Here is a 22,738-nt window from a genome sequence, read left to right on the forward strand (position 1 = left end):
TGAGGAAACTGGTAAATGAGTAGTGTTCTGACAATCCGCGGAGGCGTCCCGCTGACCGGCCGCGTCACCGTCCGTGGGGCCAAGAATCTTGTCCCCAAGGCGATGGTGGCCGCCCTGCTCGGCAACGAGCCGTCCGTGCTGCGCAACGTCCCGGAGATCAAGGACGTTGAGGTTGTCACCAGCCTGCTCCAGCTCCACGGCGTCACGGTGGACAAGGACCCCGTCACCGGAGACCTGACCCTGGACCCCACCAACGCCAAGACGGCCTCACACACGGCCATCGACGCCCATGCCGGCGACTCCCGGATCCCGATCCTGCTGTGCGGACCGTTGATCCACGCGATCGGCGAGGCGTTCATCCCGGACCTCGGCGGCTGCAAGATCGGCGACCGCCCGATCGACTACCACCTCAACGTGCTCCGCCAGTTTGGCGCCGTCGTCGAGAAGCGCCCCGGCGGCATCCACATCTCCGCCCCGAACGGACTCAAGGGCGCCAAAATCGCGCTGCCCTACCCCTCCGTCGGCGCCACCGAGCAGGTCCTGCTCAGCGCCACCCGCGCCGAGGGCATCACCGAACTTTCCGGCGCGGCCACCGAGCCGGAAATCGTCGACCTCATCGCCGTGCTGCAGAAGATGGGCGCCATCATCAGCGTCCAGACCGACCGCACCATCCGGATCGAAGGTGTCCAGGATCTGGGCGGCTACAACCACCGCGCCCTGTCCGACCGTAACGAATCCGCGTCCTGGGCCTCCGCTGCCCTGGTGACCCGCGGCGACATCTTCGTCGAGGGCGCCACCCAGCGCGACATGATGACCTTCCTGAATACCTACCGGAAGGTGGGCGGCGGCATGGACATCGGCGACGACGGCATCCGCTTCTACCACCCGGGGGGCAAGCTCAGCCCGTTGGTCCTGGAGACCGACGTCCACCCCGGCTTCATGACCGACTGGCAGCAGCCGCTGATCGTTGCGCTCACCCAGGCAGAGGGCGTATCGATCGTCCACGAGACCGTCTACGAGAACCGTTTCGGCTTCACCGACGCCCTGGTCCGGATGGGCGCCAACATCCAGGTGCACCGCGAATGTCTGGGCAGTGTCCCGTGCCGCTTCGGCCAGCGCAACTTCCTGCACTCGGCCGTCATCTCGGGACCCACCCAGCTCAAGGGCACCGACATCGACGTTCCAGACCTTCGCGGCGGTTTCAGCCACCTGATCGCGGCGCTGGCCGCCACCGGCACCTCCCGGGTCACCGGCATCGACATCATCAACCGCGGCTACGAGCGCTTCACCGAAAAGCTCGCCGGCCTGGGCGCCGATTTCGACATCACCCCGGCCCGGTAGCGGATCCCGATGAAAGAAACGGCCAAGAGCCAGACGACCTTCGTGATCGTTGCCGGTATCGTCCGGCCGGTCATGAACCTGCTGATGAATAAGAAGTGGGACGGCCTGGACAAGCTGCCCGCCGGGGGATTCATCGCGGCGCCGAACCACTGCACCGAGATTGACCCGCTGGTGATCGGGCACATGCTCTACAACCAGAAGCGGATGCCGCACTTCCTGGCCAAGGGCAGCCTCTTCAAGGTGCCGGTGCTCGGTTCGGTGTTGCGCAACACCAAGCAGATTCCGGTGGAACGCTCGACGGCGGGGGCCAACCACGCGCTGCAGGTCGCCAAGGAAGTCGTCGACGAGGGCGGCGCCATCATCATCTACCCGGAGGGCACGCTGACCCGTGACCCCGAGCTGTGGCCGATGAAGGGCCACACCGGGGCCGCGCGGATGGCCCTGGAAAGCGGCATTCCGGTGGTGCCCATGGCCCACTGGGGCGCCCACGAAGTCTTCCCGCGCTACGCGAAGCGGTTCCACATCTTCCCACGGAAAACCTCCCGGGTGCTGGTGGGCGACCCCGTTGACCTCAGCGCCTTCGCCGGACGTCCGCTGGACCGGGCGACCCTCACCGAGGCCACCAACGTCATCATGGATGCCATCACCGAACTGCTGGCGACTCTGCGCGGCGGCCAGCCGCCGCTGGTCCGCTGGGACCCGTCGGCGCACAACCAGAGCACCCACGGCCGCTTCGTCGAACGCGGCGGCACCGACCCCTCCAGTAGCGGCCCCTCCACCACGGCTACCGACGGCGGCGCCCCTGGAACTGCTAACGACGGCGGCACCGCGTGACGGCGGAGCACGCGCGCAGCTGGGAGGGTTCGGCCCGGCGGGTCGCCGTCCTCGGCGCCGGCTCCTGGGGGACCACCTTCGCCAAGGTCGTCGCCGACGCGGCCACGGCCTCCGGCGTGGACCGCACCATCCGGATCTGGGGCCGCCGGGCCGACGTCGTCAACCAGATCAACGCCGAACACCGCAACGAGCAGTACCTCAAGGGCATCCTGCTGCCGGACAGCATCACCGCCTCCACCGACGTCGCCGAGGTCCTGGACGGCGCCGACTTGGTGATCCTCGCCGTTCCGGCGCAGACCCTGCGGCCGCAGCTTCGCGACTGGAAGAACCTGATCGCGCCCGATGCGCTCGTGGTATCCCTGATGAAGGGACTGGAACTGCACACCGATTCCCGGATGAGTGAGGTCATCCGCGAGGAACTCGACCTGCCGGCCGGCCGCGTCGCCGTCGTCTCCGGCCCCAACCTGGCGATGGAAATCGCCCGGGAGGAACCCACGGCGTCCGTGGTTGCCTGCTCCGAATCCGGCCCCGCAGGGTGGATGGCCCGCAGCTGCACCGCACCCTACTTCCGGCCCTACACCACCTTGGACGTGGTCGGCGTCGAAATCGGCGGCATCGTCAAGAACATCATCGCCCTGGCCGTCGGCATCTGCGAGGGCAAGCAGATGGGCGACAACACCAAGGCCTCCGTCATTACCCGCGGCCTCGCCGAGACCTCCCGCCTGACCCTGGCCCTGGGCGGGGAGGCCCGTACCATGGCCGGGCTCGCCGGGCTGGGCGACCTGGTGGCCACCTGCTCCTCGGCCCTCTCCCGCAACCACACCGCAGGCCGGCTGCTCGGCACCGGACTCACCCTGGACCAGGTCACCGCGGAGATGACGCAGACCGCCGAGGGCATCAAGTCCGCCCAGGCCGTCCACGAGCTCGCAGGAAAACTGGGCGTCGAGATGCCCATCACCGCCGCCGTCGTCGCCGTGCTGGCCGGAAAACTCCACGTAGACCAACTGGGACCGCTGCTGCTGTCCCGGGACCTGAAACCCGAAGGCGATTACTGACAGTGCCGGACAACACCCCGACCCCTGAAGCCCTGACCTCTGATGCCCTGACCTCGGACGCCCTGACCGGCTCCGCGCGGCCCCGCGTGGCCGTGCTCTTCGGTGGCCGCTCCAGCGAACACGCCGTCAGCTGCGTCACCGCTGCCGGCGTCCTGGGCGCGATCGACAAGGCCAAGTACGAGGTCATCCCGATCGGCATCGCCAAGACGGGCCAGTGGGTCCTGGCCTCCGGGGACACCCGGGACTGGTCCCTCTCCGCGTCCTCCCTCCCGGAGGTGGCGCCCTCGGAGCAGACCGTGACGCTGGCAGAGATCGGCGGCGAGCACCAGCTGATCGTGGCCGCCCCGAACCAGGTTCCGCAGGAACTCGGCTCCGTGGACGTGGTCTTCCCGCTGCTGCACGGCCCGTTCGGCGAGGATGGCACCATCCAGGGGCTGCTGGAGCTCTCGGACACCCGCTACGTGGGCGCCGGGGTCCTGGCCTCGGCCGTCGGCATGGACAAGCACTACATGAAGGTGGTCTTCGAGTCCGCCGGCCTGCGCGTGGGGCCCTACATCACGGTCACGGACCGCCAGTGGCTGACCGACCCGGAGAGCGTCCGCAAGCGCGTCGACGCCCTCGGCTTCCCGGTCTTCGTCAAGCCCGCCCGCGCGGGCTCGTCGATGGGAATCTCCAAGGTCGACTCCCTGGACGGCCTGGACGCCGCGATCGAAACCGCCCGCGGGCACGACCCCAAGCTGGTGATCGAGGCCGGGATCGTGGGCCGCGAGATCGAGTGCGCCGTGCTCGAAGGCCGGGGAACGGACGCCCCGCGCACCTCCATGCCGGGCGAGATCTCGGTGGCCGGCGGCGGCCACGACTTCTACGACTTCAACGCCAAGTACGTCGAGGACGACGCCGCCTCGCTGAGCTGCCCGGCGGACCTGCCGGAAGAGGACATCGCCCGGGTCCGCGAGCTCGCCGCCGTGGCGTTCGACGCCGTCGGCGCCGAGGGCCTGAGCCGGGTGGATTTCTTCTACACCCCCGAGGGTGAACTGATCATCAACGAGATCAACACCCTGCCCGGCTTCACGCCCAAGAGCATGTACCCGCAGATGTGGAAGGCCTCCGGGCTGGATTACGCGGAACTGATCGACGAGCTCATCTACCTGGCCCTGCACCGCAAGACCGGCCTGCGCTAACAGCCCACACCCAAAACCTGCCCGCCGCTACTTGCCGGTGGGCAGGTTCTGCAGGTCCTGCTGGCCGACGCAGTTGCGGGTGGACTTCACCTTGCCGGCGGCGTTCGCCAGCTCCGCGAGGACTGTGGCGGAGCTGATCTTGTTGGGGTCCATCAGGATTTCGGTGGCGGGTTCGCGGCCGAACGTGGTCAAAGTCCACACCGGATCGCCCTCCTTGATGACCCAGTCCACGCCATTGACGGTAACGCAGCGGTCCGTGGTGGGGCCGGGGACGTTCACACCGCAGCGCAGCACCAGCAGGGACGGATCCCCCCACGCGGCGGTGCCCTGGCTGTTGGTCTTACGCAGCTTCGCGTCGCCGATCGAATCCGGCAGCGCCACCATCATGGGCGCGCACGCCGGGTTGGCCGCATCCTTGGCGGGGGTTACGTCGACCGCGGGGGAGCAGGCGCTCAAGGCCAGCCCGGCAGCGGCGGCGGTGGCCAGGAAGCGGAGGGGGTGACGGGATCCGGACTGGCGGTGCTGCTGCATCCATCCAGCCTATCCCGGCCGGAGCGGGCGCCCGGACCGTCACTGTCGGACCCGGACGGTAGCGTAGGAACGTGCCTGACATCGTGAACACCACCCCGCTGACCGTGGCCGACCTCTCCGAGTCGCAGCTGCTGCAACGGATCTTTCCTCGCCTGAACGCCGGCGACGGCAACGTCCTGCTGCTGGGCCCCGGGGACGACGCCGCGATCGTCGCCGCCCCGGACGGCCGCACCGTGATCAGCATCGACACCCAGGTGGCGGACCAGGACTTCCGGCTGCAGTGGAACAACGGGTACCGGACCACCGGCTACGACGTCGGCTGGAAGGCCGCCGCGCAGAACCTCAGCGACATCAACGCCATGGGTGCCCGGGCCACCTCCCTGGTGGTCAGCCTGACCATGCCCCCGGAAACCACCGTGGGCTGGGTGGAGGACTTCGCGGACGGCATCAGCGCCGGCATCAGCGGACTCGGCGCCGGCGGCTGCGCGGTCGCCGGCGGTGACCTCGGCCGCGGACGCGAACTCTCCGTCTCCGTCGCCATCCTCGGCAGCCTCGACGGCCGCGCCCCCGTGCTGCGCTCCGGCGCCCGGCCCGGGGACACGCTCGCCCTCGCCGGCACCGTCGGGCACGCCGCCGCCGGCCTCGCCCTGCTCGAATCGGAGGTCCCGGTGGATCGCCTGACCCGGGAACAGCGCGCCCTGCTGGACACCCAGTGCCGGCCGCGGCCCCCGCTCGCCGCCGGGCCCTCCGCCCGCGACGCCGGGGCGACCGCGCTGATGGATATTTCCGACGGCCTGGTCCGCGACGGCGGCAGGCTGGCAGACGCCAGCGGCGCCGTCCTCGACCTGGACCCCGCCGCGCTGAAACGACTGGCCGCCCCGCTGCAGGACGCCGCCGCCCTCCTGGGGACGGACCCGCTGGACTGGGTCCTGGGCGGCGGGGAGGACCACGGGCTGCTGGCGGCCTTTCCCGCCGACGTTCAGCTGCCTCCCGGTTTCACTGCGATAGGCTCGGTAAAGGCCCGGGCAACGAATGACGGCCCGGCCGTGACCATAGCGGGCAAGCCCGCTGACACTGTGGGATGGGATCACTTTGCAGACTAAGATTGCCGCCAACGCGCAAGCGATGAAGCGGTGGTTGGGCAAGGCAGAAACGACGCTCGGAAACCACAGCGACCGCCTGAACGCCATCAATATCTTCCCGGTGGCCGACGGCGACACCGGCACCAACCTCTACCTCACCGTCCGTGCCGCCGCCCGCGCGCTGCAGGACGTCGCCACGGACACCTCCGCCCTTCCGCAGCTGCCCGCCGGCGGCCAGCCGTTCGCCGTACCTGCCCCGGATCCGGCCCAGCACGACGTTGGGGCGCTCCTGGCCCGCGCCGGCCAGGCCGCCATCGAGCAGGCCCGCGGCAACTCCGGGACTCTGTTCGCCGTCTTCCTCTGCGCCGTCGCCGAGCCGCTGGCCGGCCATCCCCGGATGAGCTCCCCGCTGCTGGCTGCCGCCCTGAACCGCGCCCAGCTCCGGGCCTGGTCCGCGCTGAGCGACCCCGTCCCCGGAACCATGCTCTCGGTCATGGAGGCCGCCGCCCGCGCCGTGGCCGCCGTCGACGCCGAACACGGCGGGGACGACAGCAACCACACCCTGGGCCTGGCCCTGGACGCCGCCGTCGAGGCCGCGCTGGGCGCCGTCGTCCACACCGAGGATCAACTCGAGGCACTGCACGCCGCCAAGGTGGTGGACGCCGGCGGCGTCGGCATGCTGCTGATCCTCGACTGCCTCCGCTCGGCCGTGCTGGGGGAGGAGCTCCAGGAGGCCCTGCTGGACGGACTGCACGGTTACGACGTGCAGGATCCGCACATTCACGCCGACATGCCGCGGGACGAGGGCGTGGAGGTCATGTGCACCATCTCGCTCTCCCCGCTGGACGCCGCCACCATGCGGCAGCGGCTGGACGAGATCGGCGAGTCGGTGATCATGAGCCAGGTAGGCAAGGACGCCGACGCCGAGGGCGCCTACCGCTGGCGCGTCCACGTGCACGTCCCCGACGCGGCTCCCGCCGTAGCGCTCATCCGTTCCCTCGGCGAGCCCACCGAGACCAGCATCAGCGACCTCGCCGTCCCGCGGGACCCCGCGGAGGCGGCCGTCCCCGGCGCCGCCGGCAGCACGGACCCCGACGGACATGTCCGCTGAGCTGAACCTCGCCCTGGACCGCCGGATCGGGAAGCGGTCCGCCGCCGTCATCGAGAAGCACCTCGGCATCGCCACCGTTGGCGGCCTGCTGAACTACTTCCCGCGCCGCTACGTCACCCGCGGCGAGCTGACCCCCATCAGCGAGGTGCCGCTCGATGAGGAAGTCACGCTCATCGCCCGGGTGCTCTCCAACAGCACCCGGCAGATGCGCGCCCGCCGCGGCTCCATCACCGACGTCGTGATCTCCGACGACGCGGGCTCGGGGAGTGCGAACGGTGCCGCACCGCGGGCAGGGACGGCGCAGGCGGGCACGCTCAAGGTCAGCTTCTTCAACGGCTTCCGCGCCCGGGCGGAACTGCAGCCGGGTGTCCGGGCGCTCTTCTCCGGCAAGATCACCCGCTACGGCGGGAGCCTGGGCCTGACCAACCCCGACTTCCAGCTCCTGGACGAGGACCCGGACGTGCCGGGCATGGACCCGGAGAAGCTCGCCGCCATGCCCATCCCGGTGTACCCGGCCACGGCAAAGCTGACCAGCTGGTCCATCCAGAAGGTCATCGCCACGCTGCTGGAGACCGCTGACCTGGCCGAGCTGCCGGACCCTTTGCCCGCCGAGATCTCCGCCCGGGAAAAGTTCCTGCCGGTCGCCGAGGCCTACCGGCTGATCCACGCCCCGGAGGTCCACGTCGACTGGCGCCGCGCCCGGGACCGCTTCCGCTACCAGGAGGCCCTGGTCCTGCAGTCCGCCCTCGCCCGGCGCCGCTCCCAGCTGGCCGCCGAGGAAGCCACCGCCCGCCGCCCCGTGGCAGAGGGGCTGCTGACCGCTTTCGACCGGCAGTTGCCGTTCACCCTGACCGCCGGCCAGGCCGCCGTCGGGAAGACCCTCGCCGCGGAACTGGCCGGGGACTCACCGATGAACCGGCTGCTGCAGGGCGAGGTGGGCTCCGGCAAGACGATCGTGGCCCTGCGCGCCATGCTGCAGGTGGTCGACGCCGGCGGCCAGGCCGCGCTGCTGGCCCCCACCGAGGTTCTAGCCGCCCAGCACTTCGAGTCGATCCGACGGACCCTGGGCCCGCTCTCACGCGACGGGCTGCTCGGAGGGTTCGGCCCCGACTCGGTGCAGGTGACGCTGCTGACCGGCTCCATGCCCACCGCCGCCCGCCGGCAGGCGATGCTGGACGCCGCTTCCGGCACCGCCGGCATCGTGATCGGCACCCACGCGCTGCTGAGTGAGAACGTCTCCTTCTACGACCTCGGCCTGATCGTGGTGGACGAACAGCACCGCTTCGGCGTCGAACAACGCGACGTGCTCCGCTCCAAGGCCAGCAAACCCCCGCACCTGCTGGTCATGACCGCCACACCCATCCCGCGCACCGTCGCCATGACCGTCTTCGGCGACCTGGAGACCTCCGTGCTGGACGAGCTGCCGGCGGGCCGCGCCCCGATCTCCACCCACGTGGTGGGACTGGCCGAACATCCGGCCTGGGCGCAGCGGATCTGGTCCCGGTCCCGCGAGGAGATCGACGCCGGGCACCAGGTCTACGTCGTGTGCCCCAAGATCGGCGATGACGACGACGGCGACTTCAGCCCCGGCGAGGCCGAACCCAGCGACGCGGACCTGGCCGGCGGCGGCGCCCGGGAGTTAGCGTCCGTCACCGGCGTCGTCGAACTGCTGCAGGACGAACCGGCCCTCGCCGGGGTGCCGGTGGCGCCGCTGCACGGGCGGCAGGACCCGGTGCTGAAGTCCGACACCATGGCCGCGTTCACCGCCAACCGGACCAAGCTGCTGGTCTCCACCACCGTGATCGAGGTGGGCGTGGACGTGCACAACGCCACCCTCATGGTGATCCTGGACGCGGACCGCTTCGGCATCTCCCAGCTGCATCAGCTCCGCGGCCGGGTGGGCCGCGGCGGCCTGCCCGGGACCTGCCTGCTGGTGACCACCCTGGAGCCGGGACACCCCAGCAGGCGGCGCCTCGAGGCCGTGGCGTCCACCACCGACGGGTTCGAACTCTCCCAGGAGGACCTCAAGCTCCGCCGCGAGGGTGACATCCTGGGCGCGTCCCAGTCCGGCGGCCGGTCCACCCTGAAGCTGCTGCGGGTCCTCGAGCACGAGGATGTCATTGCCCGGGCCCGGCAGGACGCGCAGGCGATCATCGGCGGGGACCCGGGACTGGCCCGCCACGCGGCGCTGGCCGCCGCCATCGACGATTATTTGAACCCCGAGAAGGAGGCGTTCCTTGAACGCGGTTAGTACTGAGGAGAGCCGGCCGTGAGCCGGATCATCTCCGGCGCGGCCGGCGGCACCACCCTGGCGGGGGTTCCGGGCTCGCTGACCCGGCCCACCACGGACCGGGTCAAGGAGGCCCTGTTCTCCCGGCTGGACGCGTTCGAGGTGATCTCGGACGCCCGCGTGCTGGACCTCTACGCCGGCTCGGGCTCCCTTGGGGTCGAAAGCGCCAGCCGTGGTGCCGCCGGCGTGGACCTGGTGGAGTTCGCTGCCAAGGCCTCCGAGGTCTGCCAGCGCAACGCGGACCTGATCAACACCGTGCTGCGGCGCAAGGTGGTCTCGGTGCACCGCTCCAAGGTCGAATCGTTTTTGGAACGGGCGGGGGAGGGAACCAGTTGGGACCTGGTGTTCCTGGACCCGCCCTATCCGCTCGAGGAGGACGCCCTGGCCGCCGTGCTGGCCAAGCTCCTGCCGCACCTGGCCGAGGGCGCCGTCGTCGTGGTCGAACGCTCCGCCCGCACGCCGGAACCGTCCTGGCCCGAGGGGCTGGAACGGTTCGCGGAGAAGAAATATGGCGAGACCAGGCTCTGGTTCGCCGAGCCCGGCGTGCCGGCGGAGGAGACCGCCGGCGACGCCGGGGAGTAGCCCCTACTTCAGGATGGTGCCGGAGACGTCCGGCTCCGAGGGAACGATCTTGTACTTGGCCATCAGCGCACCAAGCTTGGTCAGCGTCGGCTCGTCCACGGCGCCGTCGAACTTCTCCAGGCGCAGGGTCTTGGCGACGTTTTCCGGCATCTTCATGAACGCCGGCAGCAGCGCCCGGACCTTGTCGGGGTTGCTCTGGGCCATGCTGAGCGTCTCCGTCATGGCGGCCTTGAAGTCCTTGACCACCTCGGGGTTCTGCTGGGCGTAGTTGCCGCTGGTGAACGTCACCATGGTGGGGAGCCCGGGCAGCGCGGCCTGGTTGTTGTAGGTGACCAGCTTGTTGCCGTCCGCCAGCAGCTTGGACAGGAACGGCTCCGGGACCCAGACGGCGTCCACGTTGCCCTGCGCCAGCTGAGCGCCCATGTCCTGGAAGGGCAGTTCGAGGAACTGCACCGCGTTCGGATCGCCGCCCTGCTGGGAGACGACCTCCTTGATGGTCAGGTCGCCCTGGGCGTTGATGGTGTTGACGGCGACCTTTTTCCCGGCGAGGTCCTTGGCGGAGGTGATGCCGGAATTGGCCTTCGCGACCACGCCGTTGATGTCCTCGCCGGTGGCCAGGGAGTTGGAGTACCCGGTGACGATCTTCATGTCCAGGCCCTTGTTCTTGGCCAGGAGCACGGACAGCGGGTTGCCGACGGAGAAGTTCATGGTGCCGGTGGAGACGGCGGGAAGCATCGCCGCGCCGCCCTGCCCGCTCTGCAGCTCGACCTTGAGCTTGTGCTTGGCGAAGATGCCCTCGTCGATGCCCATCTGCACGGCAGCGGACGGCGCGATCGAAATCACGCCGACGCTGATGCTGCGGAGACCGTCCGCCCCTGCGGCAGGTGCCGCGGATCCGGTGCCGGACGGGGATCCTCCGCCGCAGGCCGTCAGGAGCACCGCGGCGGCAACGCCGACGGCGGCAAAGGTCAGTCTCTTCATAACAGTCCACTTCCTTGGGGTAAGTTATCCGGCCTTCGGAGCCCGCACGGCCGCTAACCGCCTTTCCGGCGGGCCCCGGATTACATAAATGACAACCCACATAATTGATAAAGTCAATCATTATTTTTCCAACGATCTCTGTGCGCGCCGCCGGAGGACCGCGGCAGGGGCCGCGGGTAATGTTGCTGCTGTCATGCGCCCTGCGCACCCGCCAAGAACTGCGAGGATTTGTGGCCGCACCACTCACGCCGGACCCGGACCAGGGGGAAGGCTCCGCCGCCGTTCCGGACCGCCTGCTGGCCAGCGAGCTGGCCGGCGAGATCGAGTTTCTGGCCGCCCGCGCCCGCTCGGTGGGCGTCGGCCACGCCAACGCGCTGCTGGCGCCACTGGAGCTGAAGGTGCGTTCCTACTCCGTGCTGGCCCTGGCCTGCAGCGGCACCGACCCCTCGCAGCGGGAGCTCTCCGGCTTCCTGCGCCTGGACCCCAGCCAGATCGTCTCGCTGGTGGATGCGCTGGAGGCCCGCGGCTTGGTGGAACGCGCCGCCGACCCGCGGGACCGGCGGTCCAAGGTCATCCGGGCCACCGCCGCCGGCCGGGACCTGTACGGCCGGGCCGCGGGGGCGGTGCGGGACGCCGAGAACACGTCCCTGGCCGCACTCAGCGGCGCCGAGCGGGACCAGCTGAGGGAGCTGTTGCGGAAGATCGCCTTCGGCTGAGCAGCCGGGTTCTGCGGTCCCGGGCCCCTTACGCTTCCGCGATCGCGTCCAGCTCGACGCCGGTGAGCAACTTCGCCGGGTGCGGCCCGCGGGCGGTGAGCGCGGCCGTCCACTGCACCGGCCAGGGGCCCTGCGTGCCGGCAAGGATGATGTTGCCGGGGTAGCGGCCGGAGAACAGGCCGGACTCGGCGAACGCGGCGACGTCCGCCATGGCCCGGCGGAGCGCGGCCACCTGGCTGCGGACCAGGGTCAGGCCCGGCTCGTCGCCGACGTTGACCACCAGCACCCCGCGCGGCGTGAGGCGGGCGGCCGCCTCCCGGTAGAACTCCGTGCAGGCGATGTGGGCGGGTGCCTCGGGGCCGGAGAAGATGTCCAGGATGACGACGTCGAAGCGCAGCTCCGGCGGCAGGGTCGCCAGGGCCTCCCGGGCGTCGCCGATGACCGTGTGCAGTTCCGTGCCCTCCGGCATGGGCAGCCGCTCCAGCACGAAGTCCAGCAGTTCGCGTTCGAGTTCCACCGCGTACTGCACCGACCCGGGCCGGGTCGCCTGGATGTACCGGGTCAGGGTGAGGGCGCCGGCGCCCAGGTGCAGCGCCGTGACGGGTTCGCCCCACGGCGCGGCGAGGTCGACGATGTGCCCGATCCGCCGCAGGTACTCGTAGAAGATGTCGTCCGGTTCGGCCAGGTTGACGTGCGACTGTTCGGCGCCGCCGATGCTGAGGATGTAGCCGCCGTCGGTGAACTCGTCCCGTTCGATCGCGGCATGCTGGCCGGTGGTGCGCAGGAACCGCGAGCCTGCCGGGGACTTGGAGCTCACAGCCGGTCCCGGAGGGTCGCCAGGCGCTCCGCGGCCTCGGCGAGCACCGGCGTCCGCTTGCAGAACGCGAAGCGGAGCAGGCTGCGGGTCCGTTCGGCGCCCTCGGCGTGGCAGAACACCGGGACCGGGATCGCGGCGACGCCCACCAGCTCCGGAAGCCGCCGGGCCAAGTCCAGGGCGTCCGTGATGCCCAGCGGCGCGGTGTCCACGTTGACGAAGTACGTGCCCTGCGGGGTGAAGACGTCGAAGCCGGCGGCCCGCAGCCCCTCGCTGAGGATGTCCCGCTTCAGCCGCAGGGTGTCCGCGATGCCCGCGTAGAACTCGTCCGGCAGGCCGAGCCCCAGGGCGATCGCGCTCTGGAACGGGGTGCCGGAACTGTAGCTGAGGAACTGCTTGACCGTGCGCACGGCCGAGATCAGCTGCTCCGGGCCGGAGATCCAGCCGATCTTCCAGCCGGTAAAGGAGAAGGTCTTGCCGGCGGACGAAATGGTCAGGGTGCGGTCCCCGGCGCCGGGCAGCCCGGCGACGGGAAGGTGGGCGGGGCCGAAGGTGAGGTGTTCGTAGACCTCGTCGGTGACGATCACGGCGTCGTGCCGGCGGGCGAGGGCGACGACGCGCTCCAGCACCACCCGGGGGAAGACCGCCCCCGTGGGGTTGTGCGGGTTATTCACCAGCACCACCTTGGTCCGGTCGCTGAAGGCGGCCTCCAGGGCGTCCAGGTCCGGCATGAAATCCGGGGCCAGCAGCGGCGCGGTGACATGCGTGGCGCCGGCAAGACCGATGATCGCGCCGTAGGAGTCGTAGAACGGTTCGAAGGTGAGGACCTCATCGCCCGGGCCCACCAGGGCCAGGAGCGCGGCGGCGATCGCCTCCGTGGCGCCGGTGGTGACGATCACCTCGGTCTGCGGGTCCGGGGTCAGGCCGTAAAAGCGTTCCTGGTGCAACGAGATGGCCTCGCGCAGCTCGATGATCCCCTTGCCCGGTGCGTACTGGTTGGCTCCGGCCGCGATGGCGGCCTGCGCGGCGTCCTTGATCTCGGCCGGGCCGTCCTCGTCCGGGAAGCCCTGGCCCAGGTTGATGGCGCCCGTGGAGAGCGCCAGGGTGGTCATTTCCTCGAAGATGGTGACTCCCAGGGTCCCGTCGGCGCCGAGCAGGTTCGCTCCGGTGGCCGTCCGCTGCCAGGGTGCCGGATTCGGGACCTGGGTCACGGCGTGCCCGCCGTCGTGTCCGGTGACTGGTTCGCCGCCTGGCCGGACGGAGCGCCGGTGGCCGCCGTGCCGGAGGGGGTGCCGGTCCGGCCGGTGAACTTGTCCATGGTGGTGTAAATGCCGAAGATCCTGCCGCCCACGAAGTCCCAGACGCGCACCGGCAGCAGCCCGCGCAGCACCTTGCCCAGCTGCGCCGTCGCCGGGGCGATCAGCTGCGGCCGGCCCTCCTGCATGGCATTCCAGGCGCGGTTGATGGCATCCTCGGGGGTCATCAGGGGCGTGAACAGCGGTCCGCGGGCGCCGGCGAACATGCCGGTGGAGATGTAGCTGGGGCAGAAGGTGGTGACCTTGAGGTGGTCGAAGCCCTGCTGCTCGAGTTCGAGCCGCAGCGAGTCGCTCCAGCCGATCACCGCCCACTTGGAGGCGGCATAGACGCTCATCCGCGGATTGGAGACGGTGCCGGCCGCGGAGGCGATGTTCAGGATGCGGCGGGGACGGCCGGCGTCGGACATCATCGCCGGCAGGAAGGCGTGGGCGACGTACATCGGGGCGAGGGCGTTGATGTCCATGGTCAAGGCAATGTCCCGGGCCGGGTCGTGCTCCCAGAACAGGGCGCCGCGGACAATCCCGGCGTTGTTGACCAGCAGGGTCAGGGGGCCCTCCGCGGCGGCCTCGGCGGCGGCGTCGGCGATTGCCTCCCGGCTGGCCAGGTCCACCTGGCGGACGACGGCGCGCGCGCCCAGAGCGGTGACCTCTGCGGCGGTCGAGGCCAGGCCCGCGGCGTCGACGTCCCAGAGGATGACGACGGCGGCACCCTCTCCGGCAGCGCGCAGGGCGTACAGCCGGCCCATGCCCATTGCGGCACCGGTCACCAGGACCGTCCCTCCCGAAACGCTGAACGGCGCGGACACAGGCGCGGCAGAAGAACTCTTCGATGCTGACATGCCGCCATGCTATCCCGGCCCGCAAGCCCCATGCGGTAGGTTCGGAGGATGAGACGCGCGGTGTGCCCAGGCTCCTTCGACCCCATCCACAACGGCCACCTGGAGGTCATTGCACGGGCCGCGAGCCTGTTCGATGAGGTCATCGTCGCGGTCTCCACCAACTACGCCAAGAAGTACCGCTTCACCCTCGAGGAACGGATCGGCATGGCCCGGGAGACGCTGGCCTCGCTGCGCGGAATCGTGGTCGAGCCCGTGGGGGAGGGGCTGCTGGCCGAGTACTGCCGCCGGCGGGGTGCCTCCGCGATCGTCAAGGGGCTGCGCTCCTCCTCCGACTTTGACTACGAGCTGCCCATGGCCACCATGAACCGCCAGCTCACCGGCGTCGAGACGGTCTTCCTTCCCGCCGAGGGGCACTACCTGCACCTGTCCTCCACCCTGATCAAGGAAGTCCACACCCTTGGCGGCGACGTCTCGGAGTTCGTGCCGAAGTCGGTTCTGCGGCGCTTGGGGTCCGGCGGGGCGGTTTGAGTCCGCTCGAAGAATCAGGCTAAGATAGTACGTCGGTCATATGTTCTACAGGAGTTCTCATTAAGCGAGATGCAAGTTCGCCCCTGGCGTTCGACGTCAAGGACCTCGGACGCAGTCCGGGAAGCATGCGGACACTGAAAGAACATGTACCCGCGCCGGGTGATCTCGGCGTGGCGCTCATTGGTGTGCAGGAAGGCTCGGATGTCGAGCTGGATCTGCGCCTGGAGGCCGTACACGAAGGAATTCTGGTATCGGGCACCGCGTTCGTCGAAGTAACCGGCGAATGCGGTCGATGCCTGGATCCCCTTGCGTATGACCAAGAGGTCAATGTGCAAGAACTTTTCTTCTACGAGGATGCTGAATTCTCGGACGGAGAAGACGAAGAAGAGCAACGTCGAGTCGAGCACGATCTAATCGATCTTGAACCGGTGTTGCGGGACGCAGTTGTCACCATGCTGCCGTTCCAGCCGGTGTGCCGGGAAGACTGCCAGGGCCTCTGCTCCGAATGCGGAGTTCGCCTGGAAGACGAGCCGGGGCACCACCACGAGGTCCTGGATCCTCGCTGGGCTGCCCTAGCCGACCTGGCTAAGCCTGACCGGCAAAACTGATTTGTAAGTGTTGGACTAGAGAGAAATGAGTTAGCCGTGGCTGTTCCCAAGCGGAAAATGTCTCGCTCGAATACCCGCGCCCGCCGCTCCCAGTGGAAGGCAACCGCCCCCCACCTGGTGAAGACCGTGGAAAACGGCCAGGTTGTTTACAGCCTGCCGCACCAGGCAAAGGTCGTTACCGACTCGGCTGGCACCGCGCTGTTCCTTGAGTACAAGGGCCGCAAGGTCGCAGACGTCTAATCCGCCAACAGGCTGACTAAGATGTCTTCAACTGAAGAGCTTCTGAAGCGTCTCGGTGTCTCTATTGACGCCGGGACGCTTCGTCTTGCTCTGACCCATCGTTCCTACGCCTACGAAAACGGCGGCATCCCCACCAACGAGCGGCTCGAATTCCTGGGCGACTCGATCCTGGGGTTCTCGGTCACGGACGCGCTCTACCGTGACAACCCGGACCTTCCCGAAGGTGACCTGGCCAAGCGGCGCTCCGCCGTCGTCAGCACCCGGGCGCTGGCCGGCATCGGCCGCAGCATCAACCTGGGCGACTACATCTACCTTGGCCAGGGCGAGAAGCTCACCCAGGGCAAGAACAAGGCCTCCATCCTCGCGGACACCATGGAGGCGCTGATCGGCGCCACCTACCTCTCCAATGACCTGGAGACGGCCCGGCAGCTGGTCATGCGGCTGGTGGGTCCGCTGCTGAAGGACGCCGCCGCGCTGGGCGCCGGCACCGACTGGAAGACCAGCATCCAGGAGCTCGCCGCCAGCCGGCAGCTCGGCACCATCAACTACGCCGTCGAGGGGTCCGGCCCGGACCACGCACGGACCTTCGAGGCCGTGCTGCGCATCGGCGGCACCGACTACGGCACCGGCACCGGCAACTCCAAGAAGGAAGCGGAACAGGAAGCCGCCGCCGACGCGTGGCGCCGGCTGTCCGCCCCCGCGGAGTCCGACGGCGACGCCGCTGACGTTGCGGGCCGCCGCGATTCCGCCGCCGCCCCGGCCGGCAGCTAGGAACGCCCTTGCCCGAGTTGCCCGAGGTTGAGGTGGTCCGGCGCGGCCTGGTGAGCTGGGTCCGCGGCCGGACCATCACCGGCGTCGAGGTGCTGGACCCGCGGTCCGTCCGCCGGCACGCCCTCGGCCCCGCTGACTTCATCGGCAACCTGCAGGGCGCCCGCGTCCTGGACGTGGTCCGCCGCGGCAAATTCCTCTGGCTGCCGCTCGCGGACGCCTCCCCGGACGCGCCCGGCGGTGGCGCAGAGGGCAACGCGGCCGCGCCCGACGGGTCTGGAACCTCAGGCCGCGCCGCGAACGTCGCCCTGATGGCGCACCTGGGCATGTCCGGGCAGCTCCTGATGCAGGACGCCGAGGTCCCGGACGAGAAGCACCTGAAGATCCGGCTGCGGCTCAGCCCGGCCGCGGGCATGCCGGAGCAGCTCAGATTCGTGGACCAGCGGATCTTCGGCGGCCTGTTCCTGACCTCGCTGATCCCCACCGCGGACGGCGGCCCGGGAGGCCTGGCCGAGACCCCGCTGCCGCTGATCGCCGAGGAAGCCTCGCACATCGCCCGCGATCCGCTGGACCCGCACTTTTCCTTCGACCTGTTCTACCGCCGCCTCCGGGCGCGCCGGACCGGTCTGAAACGCGCCCTGCTGGACCAGGGCCTGGTCTCGGGCATCGGGAACATCTACGCGGATGAGGCGCTGTGGCTGGCCAAGCTGCACTACGCCCGCGCCACGGACCGGATGCGCCGCGCCGACGCCGAACGCGTCCTCGACGCGGCCCGGCAGGTCATGACCGACGCCCTGGCCGCCGGCGGTACCAGCTTCGATTCGCTCTATGTGAACGTCAACGGTTCCTCCGGCTACTTCGAACGGTCCCTGAACGCCTACGGCCGGGAGGGCCAGGAGTGCCGGCGCTGCGCCGCGAACGGGATCGTCAGCCTGATCAAGCGCGAGCAGTTCATGAACCGCTCGGCGCACACCTGTCCGGTGTGCCAGCCGCGTCCGCGTAACGGCCGCTGGTAGCACCGTAGTGCGCCGCCAGCCGGGCCAGCCCCTCGTCCAGGCTGACCTCGGGGGTCCAGTCGAGGAGCTCGCGGGTCCGGCGCTGGTCGAACCAGTGCGCCGTGGACAGCTGCTCGGCCAGGAACCGGGTCATCGGCGGCTCCTCCACCCGGCCGGACCGGAGCCAGGCCTTCTCCACCAATGACCCCACGGCCCGGGCCACGCGTCCCGGCACGGACCACGCGGGCGCTGGCACGCCGCCCGCGGCGCAGATTCCGGCCAGCAGCTCACCCACCGGCCGCGGCTCGCCGTTGCTGACCACCAGCGCCAGCCCGTGGACCCGGTCCATGCGGTGCAGCGCTGCCACAATGGCGGCCGCTGCGTTGTCGATGTATGTCGTGTCGATCAGGGCGCCGCCGGCATCCAGCAGCGGCAGCCTGCCCTGTGCGGCGCGTTCCAGGACCCGCTCCACCAACTGGGTGTCGCCGGGTCCCCAGACGATGTGTGGCCGCACGGCGGTGACCCGGAAACCGGGTGCGTCCGCGGCGAGGGCCAGCAGTTCGGCGGCTGCCTTCGTGCGGGAGTAGTCTCCGTGCGCCCGGGCCGGGTCCGCCGGTTCGGCGTCCAGGCCCGCGATCGCCTGCCCGGAATTGGCTACCGACGGGGAGGAGACGAACACCAGGTCCCGCACGCCGGCGTCACGGGCGGCGGCCAGCAGCCGGGCGGTGCCGGCGATGTTGACCTCGTCGAAGTCCTCGGGACGGCCGGTGAAGGAGACCTTCGCGGCGAGGTGGATGACGCCGTCCATGCCTGCGACGGCACTGCGCACGGCGGCGTCGTCCGTGACGGAACCGTGCAGGTCCGCGGCTCCCGGAACCCCGGAGGGCCGGCGCTGGAAGGTGGTGACCTCGTGGCCCTGCTCCACCAGCAGCCGGGCAACGGCGCCGCCGAGCAGCCCGCTGGCGCCGGTGACCAGTACCCTCACGGCGTGCCGGGCCGGCCGCCGGCCAGCACGGAGCCGGCCCAGCGGGCCAGCCGTGTCCGGTCGATCTTGGCGTTGTGGCGGATGTCGGTGGGCTGGGCCGGGACGGCCAGGACGGCGGAGACCTCGACGCCGGCCTGCCGGGCGGCGGCGCGGACCCGGCCGGCGAGCCCGGGCTCGGCCGGTTCCGCCTTGCGGACGGCCGGAACGGTCTCGACGACTGCGGCGACCGCCTGGGTGCCGGCCGGCCCTACGCCGACGACGGCGGCGAGTCCGACCCCGGACAATGCCTCGATGGCCTGTTCGGCCCCGACGGGCGTGACGACGCCGCCCGGGGCGGTGACCACGTGCGCCATCCGGCCCTCCACCCAGAGCCGTCCGGCGGCGTCGAGGTGCCCGACGTCGCCGGTGCGGTGCCAGCCCGCCGTCCGGGCGCTCTCGCGCTGGGTCAGCCACAGCCGGTCGTAGGAGTCCTTGACGTGCGCGGCGCGGACCAGGATTTCCCCGGTCACTCCCGCGTCCGTGACCGGCCGGTTGCCCGGCGCGGTGCCGTCCGCGACGAGCGGGGCCACCGCCAGTTCGGCCCCGTGCACCGCCCGGCCCACGCAGATGCCGTTTCCGGCGCCGGGCACCGTCCCGGCGGCGGCGTCGGCCGCGGCCTCCCGGATCTGCGCCAGGTTGATGTCTGTCACGGGAAGGGCCTCGGTCATCCCGTAGGGGGTGTGGAGCTCGGCTGCGGGGACCAGGTCCTGAAGGTCCTCGAGCAGGCTTCGCGGTACCGGGGCCCCGGCGGAGAGCAGCAGCTCCACGGCGTCGAGGGCCTGCCGGCCCTCCGGGGTGAGGGTGTCCCGGGTGGCCAGGACGTTGCGCAGCGCGGCGGGCGAGGCGAAGACCACCGTGGCGCCGATCGCGGCGGCCGCGGCGGCCAGGGCCCGGGCCGTCAGGGTGCGTGGCCGGGTCACGTCCATGTCCGGGGTGACGGACACGGCGCCGAGGGCGGGGCCCAGCAGGGCGAACGGCGCGAAGCCGGCCACCAGGCGTGTGCCGGGGCGGAGGTCCAGGGTGGCGGCGAGGGTGTCCCGCATGGCGGCGAGTTGCCGGTGCGTGTACCGGACGCCCTTGGCCGGCCCGGTGGAGCCGGAGGTGAACAGCACGGCGGCGGGGGAGTCTGCCGCCGGCACGGGCGGCAGGCCGGCATCGTCCGCCGCGCCGTCGCCGGCGCCGGGGTCACCGAGGCGTTCGAGGGAGGTTTCGACGCCGAGGATCCGGCGGCGGGCGGCCGGGAGGTCGCGGACGCTGAAGCGCCGGGCCTCCCAGCCGAGGGCGGCGGCCGTGGCGAGGGCCTTGTCGATGCCGATCAGCACGTCCGGGGTGGCTCCCCGCACGGCGCGGCTCAAGCCGCGGAGCCCGAGCCCGGCGTCGGCGACGACCACGACGGCGCCCACGCGGAGGCAGGCGTAGAGGACGACGGTGAGGTCGACGCCGGGCGGAACCATCAGGCTGACCCGGGTCCCGGCCGTGACGCCCGCGCCGCTGAGTCCGCGGGCCAGGTCGGTGACGCGCCGGTGCAGTTCACGCCAGCTGAGCGAGCGGGACGCGCCACCGTGGGGTGCCATCTCAGCCACGGCGGTCTGGTCCGCGTCGGGGCCCGAGGCAAGGACAGTCAGCGGCGCCCAGAGCGGCCCGGTCCCGGCGGCCTCTGCGGCGGCCAACGCGGCGGGTTCGGCCGTGGGGGCGTCGGAAACCTGCTCGGCGAGCCAGGTGAAGATGGGATCCGCGATGTTGCGGTCCTCGGCCACCAGGTGGCCGGCACCCTCGAAGCGGTGCACCTGGGCGTGCGGCAGCCGGCCAACCAGGTCCTTGAGGTACCGGTCGGAGAAGATCGGGTCCCGGGGTCCCCACAGCATCAGCGCCGGGACGCTGAGTCCGCGCACCCCCTCGGCCACGGCGGTCAGGGCCGGGTAGCTGGGGTGGGAGGCGTCGGCCGGGATGTCGGCCACGAAGTTGCCCACCCCGGCGCGGCGGCGGGCATTGCGGTACGGGGCCATGAACGCCGCGCGCACCGCGGGGTCCAGCGCCGGGTGCGCCAGGGCGTGGGTCACGCGCAGGAAGGCGTCCGACGTCGTCGTGCCCCAGCGGTGCACGGCCGGATGCAGCGCGAGCCGCAGCGCCGCGGGGATGGGCACCCCGGCGGGCTGGTGGACGGCCGTGTTGGTGAGGACCACGCCGGCGAGCCGGTCCTGGTGGGCCAGTGCCCAGCCGAGGCTGATGACCCCGCCCCAGTCGTGGCCGACCGTGACGACCGGCCCCGTCAGGCCGAGCGCGTCGGTGAGGTTTCCAAGGTCATCGATCCGGTCCTGCAGCCGGCGGAAGGTGCCGGTCCGTTCGGAAAATCCCATGTCCAGCTGGTCCACCGCCACCACCCGCCAGGGGTGGGCGGGGTCGGTTCCGGCGGCCAGCAGGGTCCGCCAGAGGTAGGACCAGGTGGGGTTGCCGTGGACGCAGAGCAGGGTGCCGGCGGGGGTGAGGCCGCGCTCGGCCAGCTGGGCCGCGTTGTCCAGAATGTGCCAGCGGCGCCTTGTGCCGGCTCTGTCCGGGCCGGACACGTCCAGGCCGGAGGTGGAGGGCACGTCGATCTCGCGGGACCAGGCGGGATCGACGCCGGGCCAGGTGGCGGCTACCAAGCGATTTCCACCATCGCGGTGTTCAGGCCGGAACCGACGCCCATGCACAGCACGCGGTCACCGCTGGTGAGGGTCTGCGCCTCTGCGGCGAGGGTCATCGGCAGGGACGCAGGGCCCACGTTGCCCCAGTGCGGAAAGGTGATCGGCACCTTGTCCGGGTCCAGGCCGATCGCGTCGATGATGGCCTGGGTGTAGGCGTTGCTGACCTGGTGGGTGACGTACCTGTCCATCGAGGCCCAGTCCCACTCCGGCTGGGCTTCGCGCCACGCGTCCACCACCAGCTGCAGGCCGCCGTCGAGCAGTCCCTTGGTGTCCGTGGCCATGCCGTCGATGCCGCCGACGCAGAGTTCGTGGTGTTCGGTGCCGGCGCGGACCACGCCGCCGACGACCCGGTGCGCGCCCGGGTGCTGGTCCGCGGGACCCAGCACGGCGGCCGCGGCGCCGGAGCCGAGGGTGAGGGTGGCGAACTCGCGGTTGAAGTCCTCGCGGGTGGTCTCGGGGCGCTGCAGCCGGGCCAGGGTGGCCTCCTGGGTGGCCTGTGCGTCCTCGCCGTTGACGATCACGGCGTACTTGATCTGGCCGGAGTCGATCATGGTGGCGGCCAGGGTCATGCCGTTGACGAAGCCCAGGCAGGCGTTGGCCAGGTCGAAATTCATGGCCGAGGAGGGCAGTCCCAGCCCGTGGTGGATCTTGACCGCGACAGACGGTTCGAGGTTCCGGCGGGTGACCGAGGTGTTGATCAGGAGCCCGACGTCGGAGGCCGCGATTCCGGACTCGGCGAGGGCCTTGGCGCCGGCTTCCACGGCGGCGTCGTCGAACGCCGTCCCAGGGGCCCACCAGCGCCGGTGCGTGATCCCGGCGACCCGCTCCAGCAGGCGCGGCGGGAACTTCAACCGGCGCAGCGTCCCGGCCAGGGCCTGGTCGAAGTCGCGGGAACTCACGATCGTGGGCGCCTCGACGCTGCTCACCGAAAGCAACGCGGTGTTGGTGTGCCGGAAGGTGGCATTGCCTATCAAATCAAGCCTCTGTTCGTATCTGTCCTGCGCTCCTGCGGCTCACTGCGCCGTCAAGCACAAGCCCAAGTGCTTAACTATGCCCGCTGCACATCCATTCCTGCATATGCAGTCCACGGCATCGACGGCGGGGACGGAGGGGCCCAGCGCGCCGCCGGAACCGCGATGGCGCGGATTCTGACGGTGCCCCGCAGTAGATTGTATGTAGCCGGTAGCGGCTGCCACTGCTTCATCTACCTACCCCACA

Annotated in this window: 22 protein-coding genes; 14 read left to right on the forward strand and 8 right to left on the reverse strand. The window is 70.6% G+C overall.

Annotated elements, in window-relative coordinates:
* Positions 1–15 precede the first annotated feature (15 nt).
* Genes murA through ACFVY3_RS03895 form a run of 4 tightly spaced genes read left to right on the forward strand, consistent with a single transcriptional unit; the run spans position 16 to position 4,411 of the window.
* Positions 16–1,341 (forward strand): UDP-N-acetylglucosamine 1-carboxyvinyltransferase, encoded by a 1,326-nt coding sequence (murA, locus tag ACFVY3_RS03880; protein ID WP_400158822.1) that lies wholly within the window; start codon positions 16–18, stop codon positions 1,339–1,341.
* Positions 1,342–1,350: 9 nt separating this feature from the next.
* A complete protein-coding gene (locus ACFVY3_RS03885) occupies positions 1,351–2,175 on the forward strand; it encodes a lysophospholipid acyltransferase family protein (RefSeq protein WP_400158823.1) in 825 nt (274 codons plus the stop codon).
* The gene (locus ACFVY3_RS03890; protein ID WP_400158824.1) at positions 2,172–3,230 is read left to right on the forward strand and encodes an NAD(P)H-dependent glycerol-3-phosphate dehydrogenase; all 1,059 of its coding nucleotides are present in this window, start codon (positions 2,172–2,174) and stop codon (positions 3,228–3,230) included. The genes ACFVY3_RS03885 and ACFVY3_RS03890 overlap by 4 nt, the downstream gene beginning before the upstream one ends.
* Positions 3,231–3,262: 32 nt before the next feature.
* Complete coding sequence (locus ACFVY3_RS03895) at positions 3,263–4,411, forward strand: D-alanine--D-alanine ligase family protein (RefSeq protein ID WP_364135782.1); 1,149 nt, start codon at positions 3,263–3,265, stop codon at positions 4,409–4,411.
* A gap of 27 nt (positions 4,412–4,438) precedes the next feature.
* Here ACFVY3_RS03895 and ACFVY3_RS03900 read toward each other — a convergent pair whose 3' ends face one another.
* The gene (locus ACFVY3_RS03900) at positions 4,439–4,942 is read right to left on the reverse strand and encodes a DUF3515 domain-containing protein (protein ID WP_400158825.1); all 504 of its coding nucleotides are present in this window, start codon (positions 4,940–4,942) and stop codon (positions 4,439–4,441) included.
* 71 nt (positions 4,943–5,013) lie between these two features.
* Here ACFVY3_RS03900 and ACFVY3_RS03905 point away from each other — a divergent pair, with 71 nt between their 5' ends.
* From ACFVY3_RS03905 to rsmD, 4 genes are read left to right on the forward strand one after another with little or no spacing between them, the layout of a single operon-like run.
* Positions 5,014–6,045: a thiamine-phosphate kinase gene (locus ACFVY3_RS03905; RefSeq protein ID WP_400158826.1), complete on the forward strand. Its 1,032-nt coding sequence runs from the start codon at positions 5,014–5,016 to the stop codon at positions 6,043–6,045.
* 22 nt (positions 6,046–6,067) lie between these two features.
* A complete protein-coding gene (locus ACFVY3_RS03910) occupies positions 6,068–7,135 on the forward strand; it encodes a DAK2 domain-containing protein (RefSeq protein WP_400159054.1) in 1,068 nt (355 codons plus the stop codon).
* Complete coding sequence (locus tag ACFVY3_RS03915) at positions 7,125–9,386, forward strand: ATP-dependent DNA helicase RecG (protein WP_400158827.1); 2,262 nt, start codon at positions 7,125–7,127, stop codon at positions 9,384–9,386. Before ACFVY3_RS03910 ends, ACFVY3_RS03915 begins: the two co-directional genes overlap by 11 nt.
* Before the next feature lie 18 nt (positions 9,387–9,404).
* The gene (gene rsmD / locus ACFVY3_RS03920; RefSeq protein ID WP_400158828.1) at positions 9,405–10,007 is read left to right on the forward strand and encodes a 16S rRNA (guanine(966)-N(2))-methyltransferase RsmD; all 603 of its coding nucleotides are present in this window, start codon (positions 9,405–9,407) and stop codon (positions 10,005–10,007) included.
* A gap of 3 nt (positions 10,008–10,010) precedes the next feature.
* On the opposite strand, the gene ACFVY3_RS03925 is transcribed toward rsmD, so the two are convergent.
* Positions 10,011–10,988 (reverse strand): ABC transporter substrate-binding protein, encoded by a 978-nt coding sequence (locus ACFVY3_RS03925; RefSeq protein WP_290257510.1) that lies wholly within the window; start codon positions 10,986–10,988, stop codon positions 10,011–10,013.
* Positions 10,989–11,218: 230 nt separating this feature from the next.
* Between ACFVY3_RS03925 and ACFVY3_RS03930 the strand changes: the two genes are divergently transcribed.
* Positions 11,219–11,704 (forward strand): MarR family winged helix-turn-helix transcriptional regulator, encoded by a 486-nt coding sequence (locus tag ACFVY3_RS03930; protein WP_400158829.1) that lies wholly within the window; start codon positions 11,219–11,221, stop codon positions 11,702–11,704.
* Positions 11,705–11,732: 28 nt separating this feature from the next.
* Here the strand turns inward: ACFVY3_RS03930 and ACFVY3_RS03935 are convergent, their stop codons facing one another.
* From ACFVY3_RS03935 to ACFVY3_RS03945, 3 genes are read right to left on the reverse strand one after another with little or no spacing between them, the layout of a single operon-like run.
* Positions 11,733–12,521 (reverse strand): spermidine synthase, encoded by a 789-nt coding sequence (locus ACFVY3_RS03935; protein WP_400158830.1) that lies wholly within the window; start codon positions 12,519–12,521, stop codon positions 11,733–11,735.
* Positions 12,518–13,729, reverse strand: a complete 1,212-nt coding sequence (locus ACFVY3_RS03940; protein WP_400158831.1) for an aminotransferase class I/II-fold pyridoxal phosphate-dependent enzyme — start codon at positions 13,727–13,729, stop codon at positions 12,518–12,520. The genes ACFVY3_RS03935 and ACFVY3_RS03940 overlap by 4 nt, the downstream gene beginning before the upstream one ends.
* On the reverse strand, positions 13,726–14,673 hold the full coding sequence (locus ACFVY3_RS03945; protein ID WP_400158832.1) for an SDR family NAD(P)-dependent oxidoreductase: 948 nt from the start codon (positions 14,671–14,673) through the stop codon (positions 13,726–13,728). Before ACFVY3_RS03945 ends, ACFVY3_RS03940 begins: the two co-directional genes overlap by 4 nt.
* Before the next feature lie 48 nt (positions 14,674–14,721).
* Here ACFVY3_RS03945 and coaD point away from each other — a divergent pair, with 48 nt between their 5' ends.
* From coaD to mutM, 5 genes are all read left to right on the forward strand, one after another.
* Positions 14,722–15,201 (forward strand): pantetheine-phosphate adenylyltransferase, encoded by a 480-nt coding sequence (coaD, locus tag ACFVY3_RS03950; protein ID WP_290257515.1) that lies wholly within the window; start codon positions 14,722–14,724, stop codon positions 15,199–15,201.
* Between the two features lie 83 nt (positions 15,202–15,284).
* On the forward strand, positions 15,285–15,809 hold the full coding sequence (locus tag ACFVY3_RS03955; protein WP_290257876.1) for a DUF177 domain-containing protein: 525 nt from the start codon (positions 15,285–15,287) through the stop codon (positions 15,807–15,809).
* Between the two features lie 36 nt (positions 15,810–15,845).
* Positions 15,846–16,049 carry a 50S ribosomal protein L32 gene (rpmF, locus tag ACFVY3_RS03960; protein WP_056738282.1) on the forward strand — a complete coding sequence of 68 codons (204 nt, stop codon included), beginning with the start codon at positions 15,846–15,848 and terminating at the stop codon, positions 16,047–16,049.
* A 21-nt stretch (positions 16,050–16,070) separates the two neighbouring features.
* Positions 16,071–16,820, forward strand: coding sequence for a ribonuclease III (rnc, locus tag ACFVY3_RS03965; protein ID WP_377970097.1), 750 nt, complete (start codon positions 16,071–16,073; stop codon positions 16,818–16,820).
* An 8-nt stretch (positions 16,821–16,828) separates the two neighbouring features.
* Positions 16,829–17,833 carry a bifunctional DNA-formamidopyrimidine glycosylase/DNA-(apurinic or apyrimidinic site) lyase gene (gene mutM, locus ACFVY3_RS03970; RefSeq protein ID WP_400158833.1) on the forward strand — a complete coding sequence of 335 codons (1,005 nt, stop codon included), beginning with the start codon at positions 16,829–16,831 and terminating at the stop codon, positions 17,831–17,833.
* Here the strand turns inward: mutM and ACFVY3_RS03975 are convergent.
* Genes ACFVY3_RS03975 through ACFVY3_RS03985 form a run of 3 tightly spaced genes read right to left on the reverse strand, consistent with a single transcriptional unit; the run spans position 17,769 to position 22,494 of the window.
* Positions 17,769–18,797 carry an NAD-dependent epimerase/dehydratase family protein gene (locus tag ACFVY3_RS03975; protein WP_400158834.1) on the reverse strand — a complete coding sequence of 343 codons (1,029 nt, stop codon included), beginning with the start codon at positions 18,795–18,797 and terminating at the stop codon, positions 17,769–17,771. The two genes, mutM and ACFVY3_RS03975, sit on opposite strands and share 65 nt — an antisense overlap.
* Positions 18,794–21,478, reverse strand: coding sequence for an alpha/beta fold hydrolase (locus ACFVY3_RS03980; protein WP_400158835.1), 2,685 nt, complete (start codon positions 21,476–21,478; stop codon positions 18,794–18,796). The genes ACFVY3_RS03975 and ACFVY3_RS03980 overlap by 4 nt, the downstream gene beginning before the upstream one ends.
* Positions 21,472–22,494 (reverse strand): 3-oxoacyl-ACP synthase III, encoded by a 1,023-nt coding sequence (locus ACFVY3_RS03985; RefSeq protein WP_400158836.1) that lies wholly within the window; start codon positions 22,492–22,494, stop codon positions 21,472–21,474. The genes ACFVY3_RS03980 and ACFVY3_RS03985 overlap by 7 nt, the downstream gene beginning before the upstream one ends.
* Positions 22,495–22,738: the final 244 nt, after the last annotated feature.

Source organism: Arthrobacter sp. BPSS-3, assembly GCF_044628475.1.
Taxonomy (GTDB): Bacteria; Actinomycetota; Actinomycetes; order Actinomycetales; family Micrococcaceae; genus Arthrobacter.

What these genes read in the sequence shown, in the direction of transcription:
- ACFVY3_RS03910 (WP_400159054.1), top strand. Translation starts at nt 6,068, where the DNA reads ATGAAGCGGTGGTTGGGCAAGGCAGAAACGACGCTCGGAAACCACAGC.
- ACFVY3_RS03915 (WP_400158827.1), top strand. Translation starts at nt 7,125, where the DNA reads ATGTCCGCTGAGCTGAACCTCGCCCTGGACCGCCGGATCGGGAAGCGG.
- ACFVY3_RS03900 (WP_400158825.1), bottom strand. Translation starts at nt 4,942, where the DNA reads ATGCAGCAGCACCGCCAGTCCGGATCCCGTCACCCCCTCCGCTTCCTG.
- ACFVY3_RS03885 (WP_400158823.1), top strand. Translation starts at nt 1,351, where the DNA reads ATGAAAGAAACGGCCAAGAGCCAGACGACCTTCGTGATCGTTGCCGGT.
- ACFVY3_RS03925 (WP_290257510.1), bottom strand. Translation starts at nt 10,988, where the DNA reads ATGAAGAGACTGACCTTTGCCGCCGTCGGCGTTGCCGCCGCGGTGCTC.
- coaD (WP_290257515.1), top strand. Translation starts at nt 14,722, where the DNA reads ATGAGACGCGCGGTGTGCCCAGGCTCCTTCGACCCCATCCACAACGGC.
- rnc (WP_377970097.1), top strand. Translation starts at nt 16,071, where the DNA reads ATGTCTTCAACTGAAGAGCTTCTGAAGCGTCTCGGTGTCTCTATTGAC.
- murA (WP_400158822.1), top strand. Translation starts at nt 16, where the DNA reads ATGAGTAGTGTTCTGACAATCCGCGGAGGCGTCCCGCTGACCGGCCGC.
- ACFVY3_RS03945 (WP_400158832.1), bottom strand. Translation starts at nt 14,673, where the DNA reads ATGTCAGCATCGAAGAGTTCTTCTGCCGCGCCTGTGTCCGCGCCGTTC.